Source organism: Pseudomonas sp. Pseusp10 (assembly GCF_059492225.1).
Genome location: NZ_CP168528.1, coordinates 2,315,708 through 2,336,055, shown reverse-complemented (window position 1 = coordinate 2,336,055; position 20,348 = coordinate 2,315,708). Strand labels below are relative to the sequence as shown.

The following is a 20,348-nucleotide window of genomic DNA, read 5'->3' as shown; positions in this document are numbered from 1 at the left end:
TCACGCAGGATTGCGCTCGACCGAAGATCACTCCGGGTCGATAGCCTGTACATTGCCGGATGTTGAGACTTAAGACGAGCGCCCGTTGTTAAAGTCACCTGAACATCGAGAAAGATATTGAGAGGTGCTACGCAAAAGCCGAACAAAAGTGTAGACGAATCCATGTAGGCGGACTTTAGCCAGACTGAAAAACAGCGCTGTGCCATAGGAACTTTTTCTCGCTGGCTCGCTCAGCCACGGGCCTTGCAGCTGGATATTTTTTAAACAATTCAGTTAAAAGTTGCTCGAAAAAGAATCAACGCCTACAATTTTTTTTGCTTCTTGCGTCACGTCAGTTTTACTTACTACAAGTAATGGGTAGTATGTACGCCGGCTATTTCCTCAATCGGAGGAGATAGCTACTTAATAGAAAGTCCTTGAAGGGGAACACGATGAACAACGTTCTGAAATTCTCTGCTCTGGCTCTGGCCGCAGTTCTGGCTACCGGTTGCAGCAGCGCATCGAAAGAAACCGAAGCACGTCTGACCGCTACTGAAGACGCAGCTGCTCGCTCCCAGGCTCGTGCAGACGAAGCTTACCGTAAAGCTGATGAAGCTCTGGCTGCTGCTCAAAAAGCACAACAGACTGCTGACGAAGCTAACGAGCGTGCTCTGCGCATGCTGGACAAAGCTAGCCGCAAGTAATAATCCTTCGGGATTGTTATCAAGCCGACCCATTTTTTGGGTCGGCTTTTTTATTGCCCGGCGTTTCTTCAGGCAAAAAAAACCCGTCGACGCGATACGCGCCGACGGGCTCTTTGCAAGCTTACTGCATCGGGTCGATCGGAGTGCTCGACACCATCGGTGCGACGTTGGCGCCCGGTACAGCGATCTCCACCGGCAGGCCGTCTTCAGCGGCGACCACATCACGCACCACATCCCAGTTCATGCGCAGGTTGTTGGTGATGTCTTCACGCTTGAGCATCGCGTTGATGACCGCGGTGTGCTTGTCGACCACCGACGGGTTGCCCTTGTCGTCCAGCGGCGTATGCGCCTCCAGATAGACCTTGCCGCCACTCATGCCGAACTTGTACGGGTCGTTGATGATCCGCACCGACGTCCCGACCGGCACCATGCCCGCCATTTCCAGCACGTTGTTGTTGAACATGCGGAAGCAGCCGTGACTGGTACGCATGCCGATACCGAACTTCTTGTTCGAACCGTGGATCAGGTAGCCCGGTGTACCCAGGGTGAACTTGAACGGCCCCAGCGGGTTGTCAGGGCCGGCCGGCACCACGTTGGGCAGCGGATCACCGTCAGCTGCGTGTTCGGCCTTGATCGAAGCCGGAGGCGTCCAGGTCGGGTTAGGTGTCTTGGCGGTGATGCTGGTGTGGGCAATCGGCGAGCCCCAGCCTTCACGACCGATACCCAGCGGGAACGTGTACACCACGTTCTTGCCTTTCGGGTAGTAGTAGAGGCGGTACTCGGCCAGGTTGATCACGATGCCTTCACGCGGGCCTGGTGGCAGGATGAAGCGGGTCGGCAGAATGATTTCCGTGCCGACGCCTGGTAACCAGGCATCGACACCCGGGTTGGCCGCGACCATTTCCGTATAGCCCAGATCGTAGGTGGTACCAAGGTCGGCGAAGGTGTCTTCGTACTTGGCCTTGATCACCTGCACCTGGCCGATGATGTCCTCACCGGGCGGTGGCAGGGGAAACTCCAATGCTGCAACGGGACCGGCCACAAAAAGGGCGGCAAGAGTCAGGCAGCGGGTGACGGCAGGAAAACGCGGCAACATCCGGAAAATCCTTCGCATGATCAACTGAGATATAAGAACGCGATTGTACACCGCTGTCCGTTATTTCGGGGAGATGGCCCGATTGCAGGCAATGTAAGGCGATTTTGCGATGCTCCGAGATCAGAAACCGTTTGAGCTGAAATCGGCTTGACGTTAAACACAGTTGCTTGCTCCGGTCCTGCTCGGCCTCTCAAGGGGGGCAAGAAGATCAAAAGCAAAAGCAAGGCGGCCTACTGGCCGGCCTGATCGCAATTGAACTCGTTTCCCTGTAGGAGCGACGGTGCGGCGATCCGACTTGCTCGCGAAAAACGCCAGGACAACACGATCATTCAGACAACACGCGTTATCGTTGACGTCCATCGCGAGCAAGCTCGCTCCTACAGGGCCGAGCGTTAGCTCGCCTGCCGCTCTTGATCTTGATCCACCCGCCCCCTCGGCAGGCTGAGTGGAGGCGTTCATCCGGGAGTAGGCGCGCAGCGCCGTTCGGCGCAGCCGAACACATCGATAGGAGGTCGAGCGAAGCCGACCGGAGGCGATACCCCCGGATGAATGCCGGAGCGAAGGAACCCCGAGCCTAAGCGAGGGGCCGTACGTAAGGGCGAAACCATAAGCCACCGTTACCGCAGAAACGGATATGTACCCCCGTAAAAATCCACGCCGCCTGACACACCGCCTTCGCGAGCAAGCCCGCTCCCACAGGGGTCAGCAGTGAGCCGCCAGTCACATTCCAGAGCAGGCACAAAAAGGCGACCCGAAGGTCGCCTTAGTGCGTTACTGCCCGAATTGCCGTCCCAGGCCACCCGGTACACCATGAATGTCCGTCTCTTCCCACGGCCCGTTCGGACCAATCGACCGGCTCCAGCCGTTATCCCAGCGGTAATAGGTACGCTGGCGATAGAAGGTATTGGGCTGGTCATCGAGCACATAGACCCCAAGCTTCGGATCCCAATGGCTGTTGCCCCCCGGTGGCGGCGCAAAGCTGGCCGATGTGCGTGGCAACGGTTTGGCAGGTTTCGCCGGAATGCCCGGCTTAACCGGTGTGGGCGAAGTCGATGGCGTGGGGCTGGGCTGCGACGGCGGGAACGGTGGTGGTGCCGGATGTTCCGTTGGTTGCTGGACCGCACAAGCGCTTAACCCCATAACGACGCTGAGCAGGGTGATACGAGCGAATGCGGTCATGATTGCGTTTTCCTGTTATTTGTCCGGGCTGTCGATGGTCAGTGTTTGCGGCGCGGTAGTGCTGCTGGCCAAGGGCTGGCTGCGACCGATCCATTCGCCGGCGGTCGGTTTGCCGGCACGGGAAATGCGCGCAACCAGTTGGACTTCAGGGAAGTTCGACAGTTTCAATTGCGGCATCATCGCGTCGGCATCGCCCAGTTCGACGGTCACCGGCAGGTCGGCCACGGTCATGCGCTTGACCGCCAGCGGGGCCGGAGGACCGGAGATCGCACGGGCGAAGATGAACACGCTGTCGCCAGGCTGGACCTTGGTTTTGATGTCTGCGGCCAGATCGACGCTGACCTTGAGCAACGCCGAGGCCTTGGCCGCCGGTGCTTGCGCAACCTTGCCGCCACTGGCCACCAGTTTCTCCGTGGCCCGGGAAATCCCGCCTTGCAGCGCCTCGCGGGACTTGTCGTCCGGCGGCAACTGCGCCAACAGGCGATTCCAGTAATCGATGGCGTCCTGATAACGCTCGCCTTCAAACGCGGCAATGCCGAGCAAGCCAAGGCTGGTGACTTCTTTCGGATCGGCCTTGAGCGCTTCGTCGGTCAGGGCCTGGACCTTGTCCGACCACTTCTTGCCATCGGCGAAGTACTGGGCCTGGGCCCATTGACCGAGCAGCTCGGGCTGACGACCGGCCACGCTCACCGTGCGCTCGAACATCTTCGCCGCGTCCGCCGGGCGATCCTGAGCCATGTAGGTGCGACCGAGGAAGTACATGCCTTCAGCGGATTCCGGCTGAGCGGCGACCACACGCTCCAGGCGCCGGGTCATTTCCTCCATCGACTTGGGTGCCTGGGAAAACTCGCGGGTCAGTTCGACCTTGTCGCTGGCGCCGTAATGCATGTACAGCCCCAGGCCCAGCATCGGCACCAGAACGGCCGCCAGCAACGGCAAGGGTTTGCCCAGTCGCGACACTCGCGGCGCCTCGACGCCTTCGGTATCCGCCAGCAACTCACGGGCAGCTTCGGCGCGACCGGCGTCCATTTGCGCCGCATCGAGCACCCCCTCTTCCTGCTGAGTCTGCAACTCAGCCACGCGTTCCTGATAAAGCGCGACGTTCAGGGCGGTACGATCCTCTTCGCGCTGGGCACGACGACTGCGCAGAACGGGGATCAACAGAAAACTCAGGGCAACCAGAAGCAGCAGACCTGCAGCGAGCCAGAAATCAATCATTCTTGGTTTTATCCAACAAGTGGTCGAGGCGCGAGCGCTCCTCGGGAGAAAGCTCATCCCGGGTGCCGGCGCGTTGCACGCGACGACGGCGAACGATCACCGCGATGATCACGACACCGCCCAGCAGCAGGCCGGCGGGGCCGAACCAGAGCAACGCCGTCTTGGCGTTCAGGGCGGGCTTGTAGCGGACGAAGTCACCGTAGCGGTCGACCATGAAGTCGATGATCTGCTGGTTATCCTTGCCCTCGCCGAGCATGCGAAAAATCTCTTTGCGCAGGTCCGCGGCAATCGGTGCGTTGGAATCGGCGATGTCCTGATTCTGGCACTTGGGGCAACGCAGCTCCTTGGTCAGCTCGCGAAAACGCTCGCGATCACCTTCCTTGGCGAACTCGTAGGTGTCGATGGCCGCGTGGGCCACGCCAGACAGGCTCAAGCCCAGGACAACGGTTGCGATCCAGCGTTTCATGGCTTGGCCTCGTCGACCAGCGCCTGGTACTTGGCTGCCAGTTTTTCGCGCCAGACCTGCTCGTCGATCACGCCGACAAACTTGTCGCGGATGATCCCCTTGGCATCGATGAAGAAGGTTTCCGGCGCGCCGTACACACCGAGATTCAGGCCCAGCGAGCCTGCGTCGTCACGAATATCCAGTACATAGGGGTTGTGGAAGTCCGTCAGCCACTTCAAGGCATCGGCGTTGATGTCCTTGTAGTTGATGCCGTAGATCACCACGCCTTGCTGGGCCAGCTTGTTCAGCACCGGGTGCTCGACCCGGCAGGAAATGCACCAGGTGCCCCAAACGTTGACCAGCGCCGGCTTGCCGAGAATGTCAGCGCGGGTCAGGGTCTTGTCGCCCTGCACCGCCGGCAGGGAAAACTCCGGGAACGGCTTATTGATCATGGCCGAAGGCAGCTCGGCCGGATCCAGGTACAACCCACGGTAAAGAAACACAGCAACCACCAGAAAAATCGCCAGTGGCAACAACATCAACCAACGCTTCATGCAGTGGCTCCCGACATGCCCAGTGCTTCGCGCACGCGGCTTTTTACCTTGACCCGATAACGCCGATCCAGCGCAGCCAGCAACCCGCCGAAGCCGGTCAGCAAACCGCCGAACCAGATCCAGCGCACAAACGGTTTGACGTGCACGCGCACAGCCCAGGCGCCGTTGCCCAGTGGTTCGCCGAGGGCGACATAGAGGTCGCGGGTGAAACCGGCGTCGATGCCTGCTTCAGTCATCACCGAGTTCTGCACGGTATAGAGGCGTTTTTCCGGGTACAGCACGCTGACTTCCTTGCCGCCCTTGATCACCCGGACGGTGCCCTTGTCGGACGTGAAGTTCGGGCCTTCGAAGTGCTTGGCGCCTTCAAAGATGAAGTGGTAACCGGCCAGGTCCATGGACTCGCCCGGTGCCAGGCGCAGGTCGCGCTCGGCACTGTTCTGGCTCGACAGCACGACCCCCAGCGCACACACGGCAATGCCCAAATGCGCAATCTGCATGCCCCAGTAGCTGCGGGTCAGGGTCGGCAGGCCCTTGATCAGGCCTTTGTGACGGGTCTTGTCAAAGATGTCGCGCGCACCGGCCAACAGCACCCAGGCAGCGAGCATGAAGGTCGCGAGCACCGCCCAGTTGAAATCGCCGTAGGCGACACCGGCCACCACGGCCATGGCAGCGCTGCCGAGCAATACCGGGGTGAGCATGCTCACCAGCCATTTCACCGGGGTATCTTTCCAGCGCACGATCACACCGACCGCCATCACTACCATCAGCAAAGCCATCAACGGAATGAACAGCGCATTGAAGTACGGCGGGCCGACTGACAGCTTGGCACCGGTCATGGCATCCAGAATCAGCGGATACAAAGTGCCGAGCAGGATCATCGAGGCGGCCACCACCAGCACCAGGTTGTTGCCCAGCAGCAGGGTTTCCCGGGACCAGAGGTTGAAGCCTACCTGGCTCTTGACCACCGGCGCGCGCAGGGCGAACAGCGTCAGCGAACCACCGACCACGAACAGCAGGAAAATCAGGATGAACACACCGCGCTCCGGATCGGACGCAAAGGCGTGCACCGAGGTCAGCACGCCGGAGCGCACGAGGAACGTCCCCAGCAGGCTCAACGAAAACGCAGCGATGGCCAGCAACACGGTCCAGCTCTTGAACACGCCACGTTTTTCCGTGACCGCCAACGAGTGAATCAGCGCGGTACCCACCAGCCATGGCATGAACGAGGCGTTCTCCACCGGGTCCCAGAACCACCAGCCGCCCCAGCCGAGTTCGTAGTACGCCCACCACGAACCGAGGGTGATGCCGATGCCGAGGAACGCCCAGGCGACGATGGTCCACGGACGCGACCAGCGCGCCCACGCGGCATCCAGGCGACCGCCCATCAGCGCGGCGATGGCGAAGGCGAAGGCTACCGAGAAACCGACGTAGCCCATGTACAGCATCGGCGGGTGAACGATCAGGCCGATGTCTTGCAGCAACGGATTAAGATCGGCGCCGTCGCTGGGCACTTGCGGCAGGATGCGCTTGAACGGGTTGGAGGTCATGATCAGGAACAGCAGGAAACCGGTGCTGATCATGCCCATCACCGCCAGCACGCGGGCCAGCATGACCTGCGGCAATTGCCGGGAAAACACCGACACCGCGAAGGTCCAGCCGCCGAGAATCAAGGCCCACAACAGCAAGGAACCTTCGTGGGCACCCCACACGGCGCTGAACTTGTAGTACCACGGCAACGCGCTGTTGGAGTTGTTGGCCACATAGGCCACGGAGAAATCGTCGACCATGAAGGCGTAGGTCAGGCAACCGAAGGCAAACACCAGAAAGGTGAACTGTCCCCACGCGGCCGGCTGGGCCAGGCTCATCCACAGGCGGTCACCGCGCCAGGCACCGAACAGCGGCACCACGGCCTGCGCCAGGGCGAAGCACAGGGCCAGAATCATCGCCAGGTGGCCAAGCTCGGGAATAAAAATGCCGGATGTCATGGATCAACCCTCCTTCGCGGGCGTTGGAGCCGATTGACCGCTGTCTTTCAACGCCTTGGTCACTTCCGGCGGCATGTACTTTTCATCGTGCTTGGCCAGCACTTCATCGGCCACCACCACGCCATCGGCATTGAGCTTGCCCAGGGCGACTATGCCCTGCCCTTCACGGAACAGGTCCGGCAGGATGCCGCGATAGGTGATGGTCACGGATTTATTAAAGTCGGTGACGACGAATTTCACATCCAGGGAGTCGCTGGAACGCTCCAGCGAGCCCTTCTCGACCATGCCGCCGGCGCGAATGCGCGTGTCTTGTGGCGCTTCGCCGTTGGCGATCTGGGTGGGTGTGTAAAACAGATTGATGTTCTGCTGCAGGGCGCTCAGGGCCAGGCCGACGGCTGCGCCGACCCCGACCAGGATCGCGAGAATGATGGTAAGACGCTTTTTGCGCAGCGGATTCACTTGCCGTTCTCCCGGCGCAGACGACGCGCCTCTTGTTGCAGATACCGCTTGCGGGCCAGGATCGGCGCCGCCACGTTGAGGGCCAACACCGTCAGGCAAATGCCATAGGCTGACCAGACATACAGGCCATGATGACCCATGGCGATGAAGTCGCCGAATGAAGCAAAACTCATCGAGCGACCTCCAGGCTGTTTTCCACTTCTGCCTTGACCCAACTGGCCCGGGCTTCGCGCTTGAGCACTTCAAGACGCATGCGCAGCAGCAGGACCGCGCCGAAGAAACAGTAGAAACCCAACACCGTCAGCAGAAGTGGCAGCCACATCTCGGCAGGCATTGCCGGTTTTTCGGTGAGGGTGAAGGTTGCGCCCTGGTGCAGGGTGTTCCACCACTCCACCGAGTACTTGATGATCGGGATATTGATCACGCCGACGATCGCCAGCACCGCACAGGCCTTGGCCGCGCTGTCACGATTGCTGATCGCGTTGCCCAGTGCAATGAGACCGAAGTACAGGAAAAGCAGGATAAGCATGGACGTCAGGCGTGCATCCCAGACCCACCACGAGCCCCAGGTCGGCTTGCCCCAGATCGCCCCTGTGACCAGCGCTACGGCGGTCATCCAGGCGCCAATCGGTGCGGCGCATTGCAGGGCGACGTCGGCCAGTTTCATCTTCCATACCAGCCCGACGATGCCGCACACGGCCAGCATCACGTAGATGGACTGCGCCAGCATGGCGGCCGGAACGTGGATATAGATGATGCGGAAGCTGTTGCCCTGCTGGTAGTCCGGCGGTGCGAAGGCCAGGCCCCAGACCACGCCAACGCTGATCAGCAGCAACGCCGCGACGCTCAGCCAGGGCAGCATTTTGCCGCTGATGCCGTAAAACCATTTGGGCGAGCCGAGCTTGTGAAACCACGTCCAGTTCATACTGTTTCCATCACGGTTGCTCTTTACTGTGAAGAGCCTGGGTCTTTACTGGTTAAAAAATAACCAGACCTCATTATTCGCCGACGCTGATCTTCAGGCCAGCAGCTATTGCAAAAGGTGTCAGGGTTATCGCCAGGGCGGCCAGGCTGCCAAGCCACAGGAGATAACCGGTCGCCGGCATGCCCTGCAAGGCAGCCTGCAAGGCGCCACTGCCAAGGATCAACACCGGGATGTACAACGGCAGAATCAGCAGTGCCAGCAGCAGGCCACCGCGCTTCAAGCCCACGGTCAGCGCCGCACCCACTGCACCGAGCAGGCTCAGTACCGGTGTACCGAGCAACAACGAAAGCAGCAACACCGGCAGACAGGCGGCAGGCAAACCGAGCATCAACGCCAACAAAGGTGCGAGCAAAACCAGTGCCAGGCCGGAAAAGGCCCAGTGTGCCAGCACCTTGGCCAAAACCAGAAGAGGCAGGGGGTGCGGCGAAAGGACCCACTGCTCGAGCGATCCATCTTCGAAATCACTGCGGAAAAGCCCGTCCAGCGAGAGCAGAACCGATAAAAGTGCCGCCACCCAGACCAACCCCGGGGACAAGGTTTGCAACAATTGAGACTCGGGACCGACTGCCAACGGGAACAGCGAAACGACGATGGCAAAGAACACCAGCGGATTGGCCAGCTCCGCCGGACGGCGGAACAGCAGACGCGCCTCGCGGGCGACCAACAGGCCGAAAACACTCATACGGCCCAGCTCCCCAGATCGATGTCGCGATAACCGGCCGGCATCCGGCTCAGCGTGTGGTGAGTGGTCAACACCACCATGCCACCGCGTTCGCAGTGGCCGGCCAGGTGTTCTTCGAGTTGTGCCACACCCTGCTTGTCGAGGGCGGTAAAGGGTTCATCGAGGATCCACAGCGGCGGGCTGTCCAGGTACAAGCGCGCCAAGGCAACGCGACGCTGCTGGCCCGCGGACAGGGTGTGACAGGGAACATCCTCGAAACCACGCAGGCCTACTGCGGCCAGCGCTTGCCAGATCGCCTCATGGGTCGCCGGGTGATGCAAGGCACACAGCCAGCTCAGATTCTCTTCCGGCGTCAGCAAATCCTTGATCCCGGCAGCGTGGCCGATCCACAGCAGGTTGCGCGCCAGTTCGCCGCGTTGCTCGTTCAGTGGCTGGCCATTGAGCAGCACTTGACCGGCGGTCGGGTGCATCAGCCCCGAGAGCAGGCGCAACAGGCTTGTCTTGCCACTGCCATTGGGGCCGCTGATTTGCACCATTTCGCCACTGGCCAGTCTCAAATCGAGATTTTCGAAGAGCAGCCGCAAGTCTCGCTCACAGGCAAGGGCAACGGTTTGCAGGACAGGACTGGTCAAGGGTTCACGGGCCTTATACGGTTCAAGTCGGCACTGGCGCGGCCGTTAAAGAGATGCAGCATAGATGCAATGACGTCTTGTACTAGAGAGCTGCGTCAAACAATTGCAAAGTTTTCGCCATTTTTGGATACAACGGCGCGGCATTATACATGCCAGGCCCTACTCTAAAGAGTGCATTTTCCTCAGGTTGTGACCGCGTATGACAGGCGAAATGAACATCCTCCCGCTACCGCAAACCCTCCCGGCGCCCTCACGCCCGCAGGTGGTCAGCGGTGAGTTGCTCAAGTTGCTGACGCCGGTAGAGGGGCTGATCAGCGTCGGTCAAACCGCTCAGGCTGAAGTGTTGTCGCTCAAGCAGGCGGATCAGACTTTCCAGATGCTGCTCAAGGTCACCCTCGACAGCGGCCGCCAGACCACCGTCCAGACCACCAGCAATCAACCGCTGACCCAAGGCACTACGCTATTCGTCACCCAACCCTCGGCCGGCAATCTGGCCGTGACGGTGCAACAGGCCATTGCCTCCAGCGTCGCCACCCTCAGCCGCCTCGACACCGCGCAATTGCCCGTCGGCACCCTGCTGCAGGGCAAGGTGCTGACTTCGCAAGTGCTGCCGCAAGTGCCCGGCCAGCCCATGGTGTTTCGCTCGATGGTGAGCCTGCTCAACAGCGCACTGAGCGGCAGCACCCTGAGCATCGACAGTCCGCAACCCTTGCGCATCGGCACCTTGTTGAGCGCGCAGGTGCAAGACAGCCAGACATTGAAATTCGTGCCACTGAGCAGCCGCCAGGAACAACTGGCAGTAACCCGGCAACTGGTCGACCAGCAAAGCCGCCAGGGCTCGCTGGATGGCTTGCTCAAGCTCCTGCAGAACCTTCCGGCCTCGGACCGGACCTCTGCCGAATTGCGCAGCGCCGCTGCCCGGTTGCTCGCCGGCGTGCCGGATGTCCAGCAACTAAGCACCCCCAAGGGCCTGGCCCTGGCGCTGGCCAGCAGTGGTGCGTTCCTCGAAAGCAAACTGCTGAACGGGCAAAACCCGACGCTCGCACCGGACATGAAAGGCGATCTGCTGAAACTGGTTGCGCAATTGAGTCAGGGCTTGCCGGCCAGCACCAGCCTCGGCGCGATCATCGCCGCCAACACCCTGGCCCAGGCCATGCCGAATTTCGTCCGCAATGCCCTGGGCATGCTCGGTCAGGTCAGTGCCAAACCGTCGCCGACCGGCTTCCCGCTACCCGAACGCCAGTTGCAAAGCGCCAACAGTGAAAACGACCTCGAACACCTGCTTCGCCTGGCTGCCGCCGCAGTTTCGCGCCTGCAAAGCCATCAGCTGTCGAGCCTGGAACAAACCGGCGTCACCGCCGACGGACGGCTGATGAGCACCTGGCAGCTGGAAATCCCGATGCGCAATCTCCAGGACATCGTGCCCTTGCAGGTCAAGTTCCAGCGCGAAGACGCACCCGAAAAACAACAACCAAAGGAGCGCCGCGAAGAGCGCGAACCCAAGCAACAGCTGTGGCGTGTGGAACTGGCCTTCGCCATGGAGCCTTTGGGGCCGCTGCAAATCCAGGCGCAGTTGATCAAAGGCAGCCTCTCCAGCAAGCTCTGGGCCGAACGGCCGTACACCGCCAGCCTGATCGAAAGCAATCTGGCCGGGCTGCGTGATCGCCTGCTGTCCGCCGGCCTGAACGTCGGCGACCTGGATTGCCACCTCGGCACACCGCCCCAAGGCCCACAAACCCGCCTCGAACAACGCTGGGTCGACGAAACCGCATGAAAAAACCCAATGCCCCACGCCAGGCCATCGCCCTCAAATACGACGGCACCCACGCTCCCACCCTCACCGCCAAGGGCGACGAAGAACTGGCGGAAGAAATCCTGCGGATCGCCCGCGACTGCGAAGTTCCGATCTATGAAAATGCCGAGCTGGTGAGACTGTTGGCGCGAATGGAGCTGGGGGATAGCATTCCGCAGGAGCTCTATCTGACGATCGCCGAGATCATCGCGTTTGCGTGGAATCTGAAGGGCAAGTTTCCGAAGGGACAAGATCCGGATGCGCTGATGGTCGAGAAGGTCATTACCGAGCACGGGGAAGACTACTGAGGATTTGAAGACGCCTTCGCGAGCGAGCCCGCTCCCACATTGGATCTTCAGTGAACACGTCTTTCGTGTACGAAATACAACTACTGTGGGAGCGGGCTTGCTCCGGGCGGCGTTCCGACGATGGAGGCATGAGCGCCGCGCTTCTCCAGGAGGCCCGCGTCATCGTTGACGTCCATCGCGAGCAAGCTCGCTCCTACAGTTGATCTTCGGTGAACACATGTTCTGTGTACGACATAGAACCACTGTAGGAGCGAGCCTGCTCGCGATGAACTCAAGTGCGACGCGGTCATTCAGACAGCCCGCGCAATCGTTGATGTCCATCGCGAGCAGGCTCGCTCCTACAGGTAACTAGTTCTTGTGAAGCTTGCTCATCAACTCCGCCTCAGCCTGGGTCAAGCCGCAGGACTGGGTCAGTTCGTCGACGCTGGCGCCCATCCCGACCAGTCGCGCCGCCTGGGCAAACGACAGACTTGTAGGATCGCGTTGTTCCATCTGAGCCAGCTTGTCCGGCAACGGCGCAACGATCGCGCGCAGTTCATGCAGGTCTTCGCCCATGCGCACGTTGCCGTTCTGGTAGTCCTTGACGCGCTTGCCCAGGTCCTTGATGCGCTGATCACGCAATGCATCACCCTGGGCCTGTTGTGCGGCGATCTGCTTTTGACCGCGAATGTACGCCAGGAACATAGCCAGCGTGCCTGCCCAGAACAGGAACAGGACAATGACCGCAACCTCGAGAATCAATCAGATACTCTCCAGTTCCGACCATTCTTCTTCGCTCATCATCTTGTCCAGCTCGACCAGGATGAGCAGTTCGTTGTTCTTGTTGCACACGCCTTGAATGAACTTGGCGGACTCTTCGTTACCCACGTTCGGCGCGGTTTCGATTTCCGACTGACGCAGGTAAACCACTTCGGCCACGCTGTCGACCATAATCCCGACAACCTGCTTGTCGGCTTCGATGATGACGATACGGGTGTTGTCGCTGATCTCGGCATTCATCAGGCCGAAGCGCTGACGGGTGTCGATCACGGTGACGACGTTGCCGCGCAGGTTGATGATGCCCAGCACGTAGCTGGGGGCACCCGGGACCGGGGCGATTTCGGTGTAACGCAGGACTTCCTGAACGCGCATCACGTTGATGCCGTAGGTCTCGTTGTCCAGCTTGAAGGTGACCCATTGCAGGATCGGATCTTCGGAACCTTTTGCCGCCGTTGCCTTGTCATTCATACCCTGACCCCTCAAGAAACCGCCCTGGCGGTGTGTGTTCCGTGCAACGCCATCGAGTGACGTCGCCTGTTGTTTATCTATTGTTTGTCGGTTTGTGGTTCGGCTTGCTGCCGGACATGTGCTTTGCCCCGCCACTGGCGATCAACTCGGCCAGTGAGGCGACGTCGAGCAAGGCGCACATGTGTTCAATCACCGTGCCGGCGAGCCATGGCCGCTGACCCCGGTGACTTCTCCATTTGATTTCATTCGGGTCCAGACGCAACGAGCGGCTGACCTGATGCACCGCCAGGCCCCATTCATAGCCCTGGACCGAAATCACGTATTGCAGACCCTGCTTGAAATCGTCGCGGTAACGGTCGGGCATAACCCAGCGCGCGGTATCGAGCACCTTGAGGTTGCCGGCCTGGCTCGGCAGGATGCCCAGGAACCATTCCGGCTGGCCGAACAACGGCGTCAGCTCGTGACCGGCCAGGGAGTAAATCGACCCCAGGCACACCAGCGGCACCGCCAGGGTCAATCCGGCGACATCGAACAGCAGGCATTCGAAAGGCTCGGCGGCCCAGGACGGACGACCGTCGGTTTCCACCGGTGGCGGCGTGTTCGCGGGCGGCAGATGCACTTCGACGACTGGCGGTACCAGGGTTTGCGGCACTTCGACAGCGACTGGCTGCGCTTCAACAGGTGGCAGTACCAAGGCTTGCAGCAGCGGAGCGATGGTCGAAACGGACGCCATGACTGGCGCCGGGGCTTCGATCACCGGCGCCTTGAACACTGGCGCTACGGATGCCGGCACCGGCGCGGCCGCCGCGGCATCACGGGCCTGCTCTTCGAGCACCGCTGCCTGGAATTCGTCCAGCACCGCTTCGGCGGCGATCTCCTCGGCCACTTCCTCCTGGGGCAGCGTCAACTCTTCGGTCACTTCCTGCAGCAGGCTGTCCAGATACGACTGCAACGCCAATTGCGGGCGCGATGTGGTCTTTAACGGCCGGTTCATGAGCGCTCACCTGTAGGAGCGAGCTTGCTCGCGAAAAACTGTCGCAGAACGCGGTCATCCAGACAGCCCGAGTTATCGTTATCGTCCATCGCGAGCAAGCTCGCTCCTACAGGAAATGGGCTCATATCACGCCACCTGCGGAACAAGTTGTGCCGCCAACAGGTGCTTGAGCAATGCGCGATAAGCCAGAACACCACGGCTCTTGCCGTCGAACTGCGAAGGCGTCAGCCCGGCACGGCTGGCATCACGCAGACGCGTGTCCACCGGGATGTAGCCCTGCCAGATTTCGTCGGGGAATTTGTCGCGCAGCACGCGCAACGTCCCGAGGGACGCCTGGGTGCGGCGGTCAAACAGTGTCGGCACGATGGTGAAGGGCAACGCCTGTTTGCGCGAGCGGTTGATCATCGCCAGGGTGTTGACCATGCGCTCAAGGCCTTTGACTGCCAGGTGTTCGGTCTGCACCGGAATCACCAGTTGCTGGCTCGCCGCCAAGGCATTGACCATCAGCACGCCGAGCAAGGGTGGGCTGTCGATCACGGCGTAATCGAAGTCCTGCCACAGTTGCGCCAGGCTCTTGGCAATCACCAGGCCCAAGCCACTCTGCCCGGGCGACTGGCGCTCAAGAGTGGCCAGCGCGGTGCTGGACGGCAACAGGGAAATGCGTTCGTCGCTGGTCGACAGCAGCAGTTGACCCGGCAGGCCTTGCGGCACGTTGCCCTTGTGCAGGAATAGGTCGTAGTTGCTGTGTTCCAGGCTGTCCGGATCGTAGCCGAAGTAGCTGGTCATGGAGCCGTGGGGGTCGAGGTCGACCACGACCACGCGCTTGCCCGCCTCCGCCAGTAAACCGGCTAAAGCGATGGAGGAAGTGGTTTTACCAACACCACCCTTTTGATTGGCGACTGCCCAGACTCTCATTCGGATTGTTCCTCCCGGCCGCACGGATCGGCCGAGAAATAGCTCAACGTGTTAATGCGGGTGACGGAGAATTGACGGCGCTCTCTCGTACCGGCGACTTGACCGGGGTCGGTGCAGTTTGTGTGCCAGCACGCTTCAATGCGGCATCCGGTTGCGCATGGGCGGTTCCGGTGCCGGTCAGGCTGCGGCGAACATCGAGGTTGCGCGACACCACCAACACCACGCGACGGTTGCGGGCGCGACCTTCAGCGGTGGCATTGTTGGCCACCGGCTGAAACTCGCCGTAGCCCACCGAAGCCAGGCGACCGGGGTTCACCCCTTGCATCGCCAGCATGCGCACAATGCTGGCCGAGCGGGCCGAGGACAGTTCCCAGTTGGTGGGATACTGCGCGGTGCGGATCGGTTGATCGTCGGTGAAACCTTCGACATGAATCGGGTTGTCAAACGGCTTCAGGATCGCGGCGACCTTGTCGATGATGTTGAATGCGATGTCGCTGGGCATGGCATCGCCGCTGCCGAACAACAGGCTGGAATTGAGCTCGATCTCGACCCACAGTTCGTTGCCGCGCACGGTCATCTGATTGGAGCTGATCAGGTCACCGAACGCCGCGCTGATGTCGTCGGCGATGCTTTTCAGCGGATCGCTGGCGCCAGCGACACCGGCATCGACCTGGTCACTGTCCTTGACCAACGGCTTGGCCGGGGTCACGGTCTTCGGCCGCTCGTCACCGATGGGGATCGGCTTGAGCGCGCGATCGGAATCGGTGAAGACGCCGATCAGCGCTTCGGAAATGACCTTGTACTTGCCTTCGTTGATCGACGAAATCGAGTACATCACCACGAAAAAGGCGAACAGCAAGGTAATGAAGTCCGCGTAGGACACCAGCCAGCGCTCGTGGTTGACGTGTTCTTCATGCTGGCGACGACGTGCCATGAGCCTAGTCCCTTAATCCATGAAGCCCTGAAGCTTCAACTCAATGGAGCGAGGGTTTTCACCTTCGGCGATCGACAGGATCCCTTCCAGCAACATTTCGCGATACCGCGACTGGCGCAACGCGATGGATTTGAGTTTGGCGGCAATCGGCAGCAGCACCAGGTTGGCACTGGCCACGCCGTAGATGGTGGCAACGAAGGCGACGGCGATACCGTTACCCAGTTGCGACGGATCACCCAGGTTACCCATGACGTGAATCAGGCCCATCACCGCACCGATGATACCGATGGTCGGCGCATAGCCGCCCATGCTTTCAAAGACCTTGGCGGCTTCGATGTCGCGGGCTTCCTGGGTGTAGAAATCCACTTCCAGAATGCTGCGGATCGCTTCCGGCTCGGCGCCATCCACCAGCAATTGCAGGCCTTTGCGCGCGTAGTTGTCGGGTTCGGCGTCGGCGATACTTTCCAGGCCGAGCAGGCCTTCCTTACGTGCCGTCAGGCTCCAGTTCACCACGCGGTCGATGCCACCAGCCAGGTCGACACGGGGCGGAAACAGGATCCAGGCGAGGATCTGCATGGCACGCTTGAAGGCGCTCATCGGCGATTGCAGCAGCGCCGCGCCAATGGTGCCGCCGAGCACGATCAGTGCTGCCGGGCCGTTGGCCAGGGCGCCCAGATGACCGCCTTCAAGGTAGTTGCCGCCGATGATGGCGACAAAGGCCATGATGATGCCGATCAGGCTTAGAACATCCATCAGATACAGGCCTCGACCAGGTGCTTGCCGATGTCGTCCAGGCTGTACACCGCGTCGGCGAGCTCAGCTTTGACGATGGCCATCGGCATGCCGTAGATCACGCAACTGGCTTCGTCCTGCGCCCAGATCGAACTGCCGCCCTGCTTGAGCAGGCGCGCGCCTTCACGGCCATCGGCACCCATGCCGGTCAGGACGACCGCCAGAACTTTGTCACCGTAAGACTTGGCTGCCGAACCGAATGTGATGTCCACGCACGGCTTGTAATTGAGACGCTCGTCACCCGGGAGGATTTTCACTGCGCCGCGGCCGTCGATCATCATTTGCTTGCCACCCGGTGCCAGCAACGCCAGGCCCGGACGCAGGATGTCACCATCCTCGGCTTCCTTGACACTGATACGGCAGAGCTTGTCCAGGCGCTCGGCGAAGGCCTTGGTGAAGGCGGCCGGCATATGTTGAACCAGCACGATCGGGGCCGGGAAGTTGGCCGGCAATTGGGTCAATACCCGTTGCAGGGCAACCGGGCCGCCGGTGGACGTACCGATGGCCACCAGTTTGTAGTTTTTGCGTTTCGGCGCGGGCGACGAAGGGGCGGCCGCATGCGCGCGCGCAGGGGTCGGTGCCGGTACCGGACGCACGTGGGCACTGCTGCCAAAGCTGCCCACGCTCGAAGGCGCAGGCGTCGGGGCTGGCGCAGCGACAGGCGCCGGAGCGCTGTAGTGACTGACACGACGATTACTGCGCGAGATGCTCAGAATCTTCTCGCACAGCAGTTGCTTGACCTTCTCGGGGTTGCGCGAGATGTCTTCGAAATTCTTCGGCAGGAAGTCCACCGCACCGGCATCCAGCGCATCGAGAGTGACGCGGGCGCCTTCGTGGGTCAGCGAGGAGAACATCAGGACCGGGGTCGGGCAGCGCTGCATGATGTGCCGCACGGCGGTGATGCCGTCCATCATCGGCATCTCGTAGTCCATGGTGATCACGTCGGGCTTGAGGGCCAGCGCCTGATCAATCGCCTCTTTGCCGTTGGTCGCCGTGCCGACGACCTGGATATTCGAATCCGCTGAAAGAATTTCCGAGACGCGGCGGCGGAAAAACCCCGAATCGTCCACCACCAGGACTTTGACTGCCATAAACACTCCATTAGATGGAGCGAGGCCAGGCGCCCCGCTCCACCAGAATCAAATACGCCGTGTGGCGTAACGCTTGAGCATGCTCGGAACATCGAGAATCAGCGCGATGCGGCCGTCACCGGTGATGGTGGCGCCGGACATGCCCGGCGTTCCCTGGAGCATTTTGCCCAATGGCTTGATGACCACTTCTTCCTGGCCCACCAGCTGATCGACGACAAAGCCGATCCGTTGCGTGCCCACCGAAAGGATCACCACATGACCCTCGCGCTGCTCTTCGTGAGCCGCGGAGCTGACCAGCCAGCGTTTGAGATAGAACAGTGGCAGTGCCTTGTCCCGCACGATCACCACTTCCTGGCCGTCCACGACGTTGGTGGTCGACAGGTCGAGGTGGAAGATCTCGTTGACGTTCACCAGCGGGAACGCAAACGCCTGGTTGCCGAGCATGACCATCAGTGTCGGCATGATCGCCAGGGTCAGCGGCACCTTGATAACGATCTTCGAACCCTGGCCCTTGACCGAGTAGATGTTGATCGAACCGTTGAGCTGGGAAATCTTGGTTTTCACCACGTCCATGCCCACGCCGCGACCCGATACGTCGGAGATCTCGGTCTTGGTCGAGAAACCCGGGGCGAAGATCAGGTTGTAGCACTCGGTATCGCTCAGTCGGTCTGCCGCGTCCTTGTCCATCACACCGCGTTTAACCGCGATGGAACGCAGGACGTTCGGGTCCATGCCTTTACCGTCATCGGAGATCGACAGCAGGATGTGATCGCCCTCCTGCTCGGCCGCCAGGATGACTTTGCCGCCACGGGCCTTGCCCGAGGCTTCGCGTTCTTCCGGCGATTCGATGCCGTGGTCGACCGCGTTGCGCACCAAGTGGACCAACGGATCGGCCAGGGCCTCGACGAGGTTCTTGTCGAGGTCGGTTTCTTCGCCGACCAGTTCCAGGTTGATCTCTTTCTTGAGCTGGCGAGCCAGGTCGCGAACCAGGCGCGGGAAGCGCCCGAAGACTTTCTTGATCGGTTGCATCCGGGTCTTCATGACCGCGGTTTGCAGGTCGGCCGTGACCACGTCGAGGTTCGACACGGCCTTGGACATGGCTTCGTCGCCGCTGTTGAGGCCCAGACGGACCAGGCGGTTACGCACCAGCACCAGCTCGCCGACCATGTTCATGATTTCGTCGAGGCGCGCGGTATCGACCCGCACGGTGGTCTCGGCTTCACTGGCGGGTTTTTCCGCCGGTGGCGCGGCCGGAGCGCGGGACGATGCCAGTGCAGCACCCGGTACGGCAGCCGGTGCAGCAGCGGCTGCCGGGGCCGGCGCCTGGGCTTTTGGCTCCGGTGCCTTGGCCACAGGTTTGGGCGCCGCAGCCTTGGCTGCCGGTGCCGCGACAGAAGCGTTCGAACCGTTGGCCACGCTCGCGGTGCCGACTTCGCTGAACTTGCCTTTGCCATGCAGTTCGTCAAGCAGCGCTTCGAACTCGTGATCGGAAATCAGATCGCTGCCGGCCGCCACCGCGCTTGGGGCTGCGGGTGCAGGTACCGAAGCAATGGCCGATTCCAGTGCCTCGACAGCAAAGTTGCCCTTACCGTGCAGTTGGTCGAGCAGTGCCTCGAATTCGTCATCAGTAATATCGGAACTGTCGCCTGACGCCTTCGGGGCCTCTGGCGCAACGGGCGCCGGGACCACCGCATCGACGGCGAACTGGCCTTTACCATGCAGTTGATCGAGCAATGACTCGAACTCGGCATCGGTGATTTCGTCGCTGGCGGCCGTCTCGCTGGCAAGCGCCTGCGCAACTGCCGGAGCCTCGGCCTGGGCCTTGACGGCATTCAGCGAGTCCAGCAACTGCTCAAATTCATTGTCAGTGATGTCGCCCGAATCGGCTTCAGCCACGGGCGCTTCGACCACGGCAGCAACAGGCGCAGAGGCCACCTCGTCAGCCGATTGCGGCTCGGCCAGACGGGCCAATGCCGCAAGCAACTCAGGTGTCGCAGCCGTGATCGGGCTGCGTTCGCGGACTTCGCTGAACATGCTGTTCACCGCGTCCAGCGCTTCGAGAACCACGTCCATCAGTTCCGAATCTACGCGCCGCTCACCCTTGCGCAGGATGTCGAACACGTTCTCGGCGATGTGGCAGCACTCCACCAGCTCATTGAGCTGGAGGAAGCCGGCGCCCCCTTTTACAGTGTGAAAACCGCGAAAAATTGCATTGAGCAAATCCGCATCATCCGGCCGGCTTTCCAGCTCGACCAGTTGCTCGGACAGTTGCTCAAGAATCTCGCCGGCCTCAACCAGGAAATCCTGAAGGATCTCTTCATCGGCGCCGAAGCTCATCAGGGGGGTGCTCCTAACAGGTCTAAAAACCTAAAATACC

At 61.0% G+C, this 20,348-nt stretch carries 22 protein-coding genes; 3 read left to right on the top strand and 19 right to left on the bottom strand.

The genetic code is table 11. The features are described from left to right. The first annotated feature begins 431 nt into the window (after window positions 1-431). Window positions 432-683: an outer membrane lipoprotei OprI gene (gene oprI / locus ACEN8Z_RS10485; protein WP_003199355.1), complete on the top strand. Its 252-nt coding sequence runs from the start codon at window positions 432-434 to the stop codon at window positions 681-683. Between the two features lie 121 nt (window positions 684-804). On the opposite strand, the gene ACEN8Z_RS10480 is transcribed toward oprI, so the two are convergent. From ACEN8Z_RS10480 to ccmA, 11 genes are all read right to left on the bottom strand, one after another. After that, window positions 805-1,779: a L,D-transpeptidase family protein gene (locus tag ACEN8Z_RS10480; protein WP_007998126.1), complete on the bottom strand. Its 975-nt coding sequence runs from the start codon at window positions 1,777-1,779 to the stop codon at window positions 805-807. Window positions 1,780-2,550: 771 nt separating this feature from the next. Then, window positions 2,551-2,958 carry a hypothetical protein gene (locus ACEN8Z_RS10475; protein ID WP_008000415.1) on the bottom strand — a complete coding sequence of 136 codons (408 nt, stop codon included), beginning with the start codon at window positions 2,956-2,958 and terminating at the stop codon, window positions 2,551-2,553. A 15-nt stretch (window positions 2,959-2,973) separates the two neighbouring features. Further along, a complete protein-coding gene (ccmI, locus tag ACEN8Z_RS10470; RefSeq protein ID WP_495597570.1) occupies window positions 2,974-4,176 on the bottom strand; it encodes a c-type cytochrome biogenesis protein CcmI in 1,203 nt (400 codons plus the stop codon). Next, window positions 4,169-4,642 carry a cytochrome c-type biogenesis protein gene (locus tag ACEN8Z_RS10465; RefSeq protein ID WP_495597569.1) on the bottom strand — a complete coding sequence of 158 codons (474 nt, stop codon included), beginning with the start codon at window positions 4,640-4,642 and terminating at the stop codon, window positions 4,169-4,171. Before ACEN8Z_RS10465 ends, ccmI begins: the two co-directional genes overlap by 8 nt. Further along, window positions 4,639-5,175: a DsbE family thiol:disulfide interchange protein gene (locus tag ACEN8Z_RS10460; protein WP_008000409.1), complete on the bottom strand. Its 537-nt coding sequence runs from the start codon at window positions 5,173-5,175 to the stop codon at window positions 4,639-4,641. Before ACEN8Z_RS10460 ends, ACEN8Z_RS10465 begins: the two co-directional genes overlap by 4 nt. Beyond that, window positions 5,172-7,160 (bottom strand): heme lyase CcmF/NrfE family subunit, encoded by a 1,989-nt coding sequence (locus ACEN8Z_RS10455; protein ID WP_495597568.1) that lies wholly within the window; start codon window positions 7,158-7,160, stop codon window positions 5,172-5,174. The genes ACEN8Z_RS10460 and ACEN8Z_RS10455 overlap by 4 nt, the downstream gene beginning before the upstream one ends. A 3-nt stretch (window positions 7,161-7,163) precedes the next feature. Beyond that, complete coding sequence (gene ccmE, locus ACEN8Z_RS10450) at window positions 7,164-7,619, bottom strand: cytochrome c maturation protein CcmE (RefSeq protein WP_008000405.1); 456 nt, start codon at window positions 7,617-7,619, stop codon at window positions 7,164-7,166. Beyond that, window positions 7,616-7,792, bottom strand: coding sequence for a heme exporter protein CcmD (gene ccmD, locus ACEN8Z_RS10445; RefSeq protein ID WP_007983322.1), 177 nt, complete (start codon window positions 7,790-7,792; stop codon window positions 7,616-7,618). Before ccmD ends, ccmE begins: the two co-directional genes overlap by 4 nt. Next, complete coding sequence (locus ACEN8Z_RS10440; RefSeq protein ID WP_008000403.1) at window positions 7,789-8,544, bottom strand: heme ABC transporter permease; 756 nt, start codon at window positions 8,542-8,544, stop codon at window positions 7,789-7,791. Before ACEN8Z_RS10440 ends, ccmD begins: the two co-directional genes overlap by 4 nt. A gap of 73 nt (window positions 8,545-8,617) precedes the next feature. After that, window positions 8,618-9,286, bottom strand: a complete 669-nt coding sequence (ccmB, locus tag ACEN8Z_RS10435) for a heme exporter protein CcmB (protein ID WP_116263136.1) — start codon at window positions 9,284-9,286, stop codon at window positions 8,618-8,620. Continuing rightward, window positions 9,283-9,918 (bottom strand): cytochrome c biogenesis heme-transporting ATPase CcmA, encoded by a 636-nt coding sequence (gene ccmA, locus ACEN8Z_RS10430; RefSeq protein WP_007983328.1) that lies wholly within the window; start codon window positions 9,916-9,918, stop codon window positions 9,283-9,285. The genes ccmB and ccmA overlap by 4 nt, the downstream gene beginning before the upstream one ends. Window positions 9,919-10,117: 199 nt before the next feature. Between ccmA and fliK the strand changes: the two genes are divergently transcribed. Then, complete coding sequence (fliK, locus tag ACEN8Z_RS10425; protein WP_495597567.1) at window positions 10,118-11,692, top strand: flagellar hook-length control protein FliK; 1,575 nt, start codon at window positions 10,118-10,120, stop codon at window positions 11,690-11,692. Then, a complete protein-coding gene (locus tag ACEN8Z_RS10420) occupies window positions 11,689-12,018 on the top strand; it encodes an EscU/YscU/HrcU family type III secretion system export apparatus switch protein (RefSeq protein WP_495597566.1) in 330 nt (109 codons plus the stop codon). The genes fliK and ACEN8Z_RS10420 overlap by 4 nt, the downstream gene beginning before the upstream one ends. A 348-nt stretch (window positions 12,019-12,366) precedes the next feature. Here the strand turns inward: ACEN8Z_RS10420 and ACEN8Z_RS10415 are convergent, their stop codons facing one another. The 8 genes from ACEN8Z_RS10415 to ACEN8Z_RS10380 form a co-directional block, all read right to left on the bottom strand. After that, on the bottom strand, window positions 12,367-12,759 hold the full coding sequence (locus ACEN8Z_RS10415) for a DUF2802 domain-containing protein (RefSeq protein ID WP_495597565.1): 393 nt from the start codon (window positions 12,757-12,759) through the stop codon (window positions 12,367-12,369). Beyond that, window positions 12,760-13,245, bottom strand: coding sequence for a chemotaxis protein CheW (locus tag ACEN8Z_RS10410; RefSeq protein WP_007980742.1), 486 nt, complete (start codon window positions 13,243-13,245; stop codon window positions 12,760-12,762). Between the two features lie 73 nt (window positions 13,246-13,318). Next, window positions 13,319-14,239: a CheW domain-containing protein gene (locus ACEN8Z_RS10405; protein ID WP_495597564.1), complete on the bottom strand. Its 921-nt coding sequence runs from the start codon at window positions 14,237-14,239 to the stop codon at window positions 13,319-13,321. 126 nt (window positions 14,240-14,365) lie between these two features. Beyond that, window positions 14,366-15,154: a ParA family protein gene (locus ACEN8Z_RS10400; protein ID WP_115948140.1), complete on the bottom strand. Its 789-nt coding sequence runs from the start codon at window positions 15,152-15,154 to the stop codon at window positions 14,366-14,368. 43 nt (window positions 15,155-15,197) lie between these two features. Further along, the gene (gene motD, locus ACEN8Z_RS10395; RefSeq protein ID WP_008000388.1) at window positions 15,198-16,088 is read right to left on the bottom strand and encodes a flagellar motor protein MotD; all 891 of its coding nucleotides are present in this window, start codon (window positions 16,086-16,088) and stop codon (window positions 15,198-15,200) included. Window positions 16,089-16,100: 12 nt separating this feature from the next. Further along, on the bottom strand, window positions 16,101-16,841 hold the full coding sequence (locus ACEN8Z_RS10390; protein WP_442096860.1) for a flagellar motor protein: 741 nt from the start codon (window positions 16,839-16,841) through the stop codon (window positions 16,101-16,103). Beyond that, window positions 16,841-17,971, bottom strand: a complete 1,131-nt coding sequence (locus ACEN8Z_RS10385; RefSeq protein WP_495597563.1) for a protein-glutamate methylesterase/protein-glutamine glutaminase — start codon at window positions 17,969-17,971, stop codon at window positions 16,841-16,843. Before ACEN8Z_RS10385 ends, ACEN8Z_RS10390 begins: the two co-directional genes overlap by 1 nt. A 48-nt stretch (window positions 17,972-18,019) precedes the next feature. After that, window positions 18,020-20,308: a chemotaxis protein CheA gene (locus ACEN8Z_RS10380; protein WP_495597562.1), complete on the bottom strand. Its 2,289-nt coding sequence runs from the start codon at window positions 20,306-20,308 to the stop codon at window positions 18,020-18,022. Window positions 20,309-20,348: the final 40 nt, after the last annotated feature.

Excerpts from the sequence above, each read along its gene's own strand:
- oprI (WP_003199355.1), top strand. The coding sequence starts at position 432 with ATGAACAACGTTCTGAAATTCTCTGCTCTGGCTCTGGCCGCAGTTCTG.
- ACEN8Z_RS10480 (WP_007998126.1), bottom strand. The coding sequence starts at position 1,779 with ATGTTGCCGCGTTTTCCTGCCGTCACCCGCTGCCTGACTCTTGCCGCC.
- ACEN8Z_RS10475 (WP_008000415.1), bottom strand. The coding sequence starts at position 2,958 with ATGACCGCATTCGCTCGTATCACCCTGCTCAGCGTCGTTATGGGGTTA.
- ccmI (WP_495597570.1), bottom strand. The coding sequence starts at position 4,176 with ATGATTGATTTCTGGCTCGCTGCAGGTCTGCTGCTTCTGGTTGCCCTG.
- ACEN8Z_RS10465 (WP_495597569.1), bottom strand. The coding sequence starts at position 4,642 with ATGAAACGCTGGATCGCAACCGTTGTCCTGGGCTTGAGCCTGTCTGGC.
- ACEN8Z_RS10460 (WP_008000409.1), bottom strand. The coding sequence starts at position 5,175 with ATGAAGCGTTGGTTGATGTTGTTGCCACTGGCGATTTTTCTGGTGGTT.
- ACEN8Z_RS10455 (WP_495597568.1), bottom strand. The coding sequence starts at position 7,160 with ATGACATCCGGCATTTTTATTCCCGAGCTTGGCCACCTGGCGATGATT.
- ccmD (WP_007983322.1), bottom strand. The coding sequence starts at position 7,792 with ATGAGTTTTGCTTCATTCGGCGACTTCATCGCCATGGGTCATCATGGC.
- ACEN8Z_RS10440 (WP_008000403.1), bottom strand. The coding sequence starts at position 8,544 with ATGAACTGGACGTGGTTTCACAAGCTCGGCTCGCCCAAATGGTTTTAC.
- ccmB (WP_116263136.1), bottom strand. The coding sequence starts at position 9,286 with ATGAGTGTTTTCGGCCTGTTGGTCGCCCGCGAGGCGCGTCTGCTGTTC.
- fliK (WP_495597567.1), top strand. The coding sequence starts at position 10,118 with ATGACAGGCGAAATGAACATCCTCCCGCTACCGCAAACCCTCCCGGCG.
- ACEN8Z_RS10420 (WP_495597566.1), top strand. The coding sequence starts at position 11,689 with ATGAAAAAACCCAATGCCCCACGCCAGGCCATCGCCCTCAAATACGAC.
- ACEN8Z_RS10410 (WP_007980742.1), bottom strand. The coding sequence starts at position 13,245 with ATGAATGACAAGGCAACGGCGGCAAAAGGTTCCGAAGATCCGATCCTG.
- ACEN8Z_RS10405 (WP_495597564.1), bottom strand. The coding sequence starts at position 14,239 with ATGAACCGGCCGTTAAAGACCACATCGCGCCCGCAATTGGCGTTGCAG.
- ACEN8Z_RS10400 (WP_115948140.1), bottom strand. The coding sequence starts at position 15,154 with ATGAGAGTCTGGGCAGTCGCCAATCAAAAGGGTGGTGTTGGTAAAACC.
- motD (WP_008000388.1), bottom strand. The coding sequence starts at position 16,088 with ATGGCACGTCGTCGCCAGCATGAAGAACACGTCAACCACGAGCGCTGG.
- ACEN8Z_RS10390 (WP_442096860.1), bottom strand. The coding sequence starts at position 16,841 with ATGGATGTTCTAAGCCTGATCGGCATCATCATGGCCTTTGTCGCCATC.
- ACEN8Z_RS10385 (WP_495597563.1), bottom strand. The coding sequence starts at position 17,971 with ATGGCAGTCAAAGTCCTGGTGGTGGACGATTCGGGGTTTTTCCGCCGC.
- ACEN8Z_RS10380 (WP_495597562.1), bottom strand. The coding sequence starts at position 20,308 with ATGAGCTTCGGCGCCGATGAAGAGATCCTTCAGGATTTCCTGGTTGAG.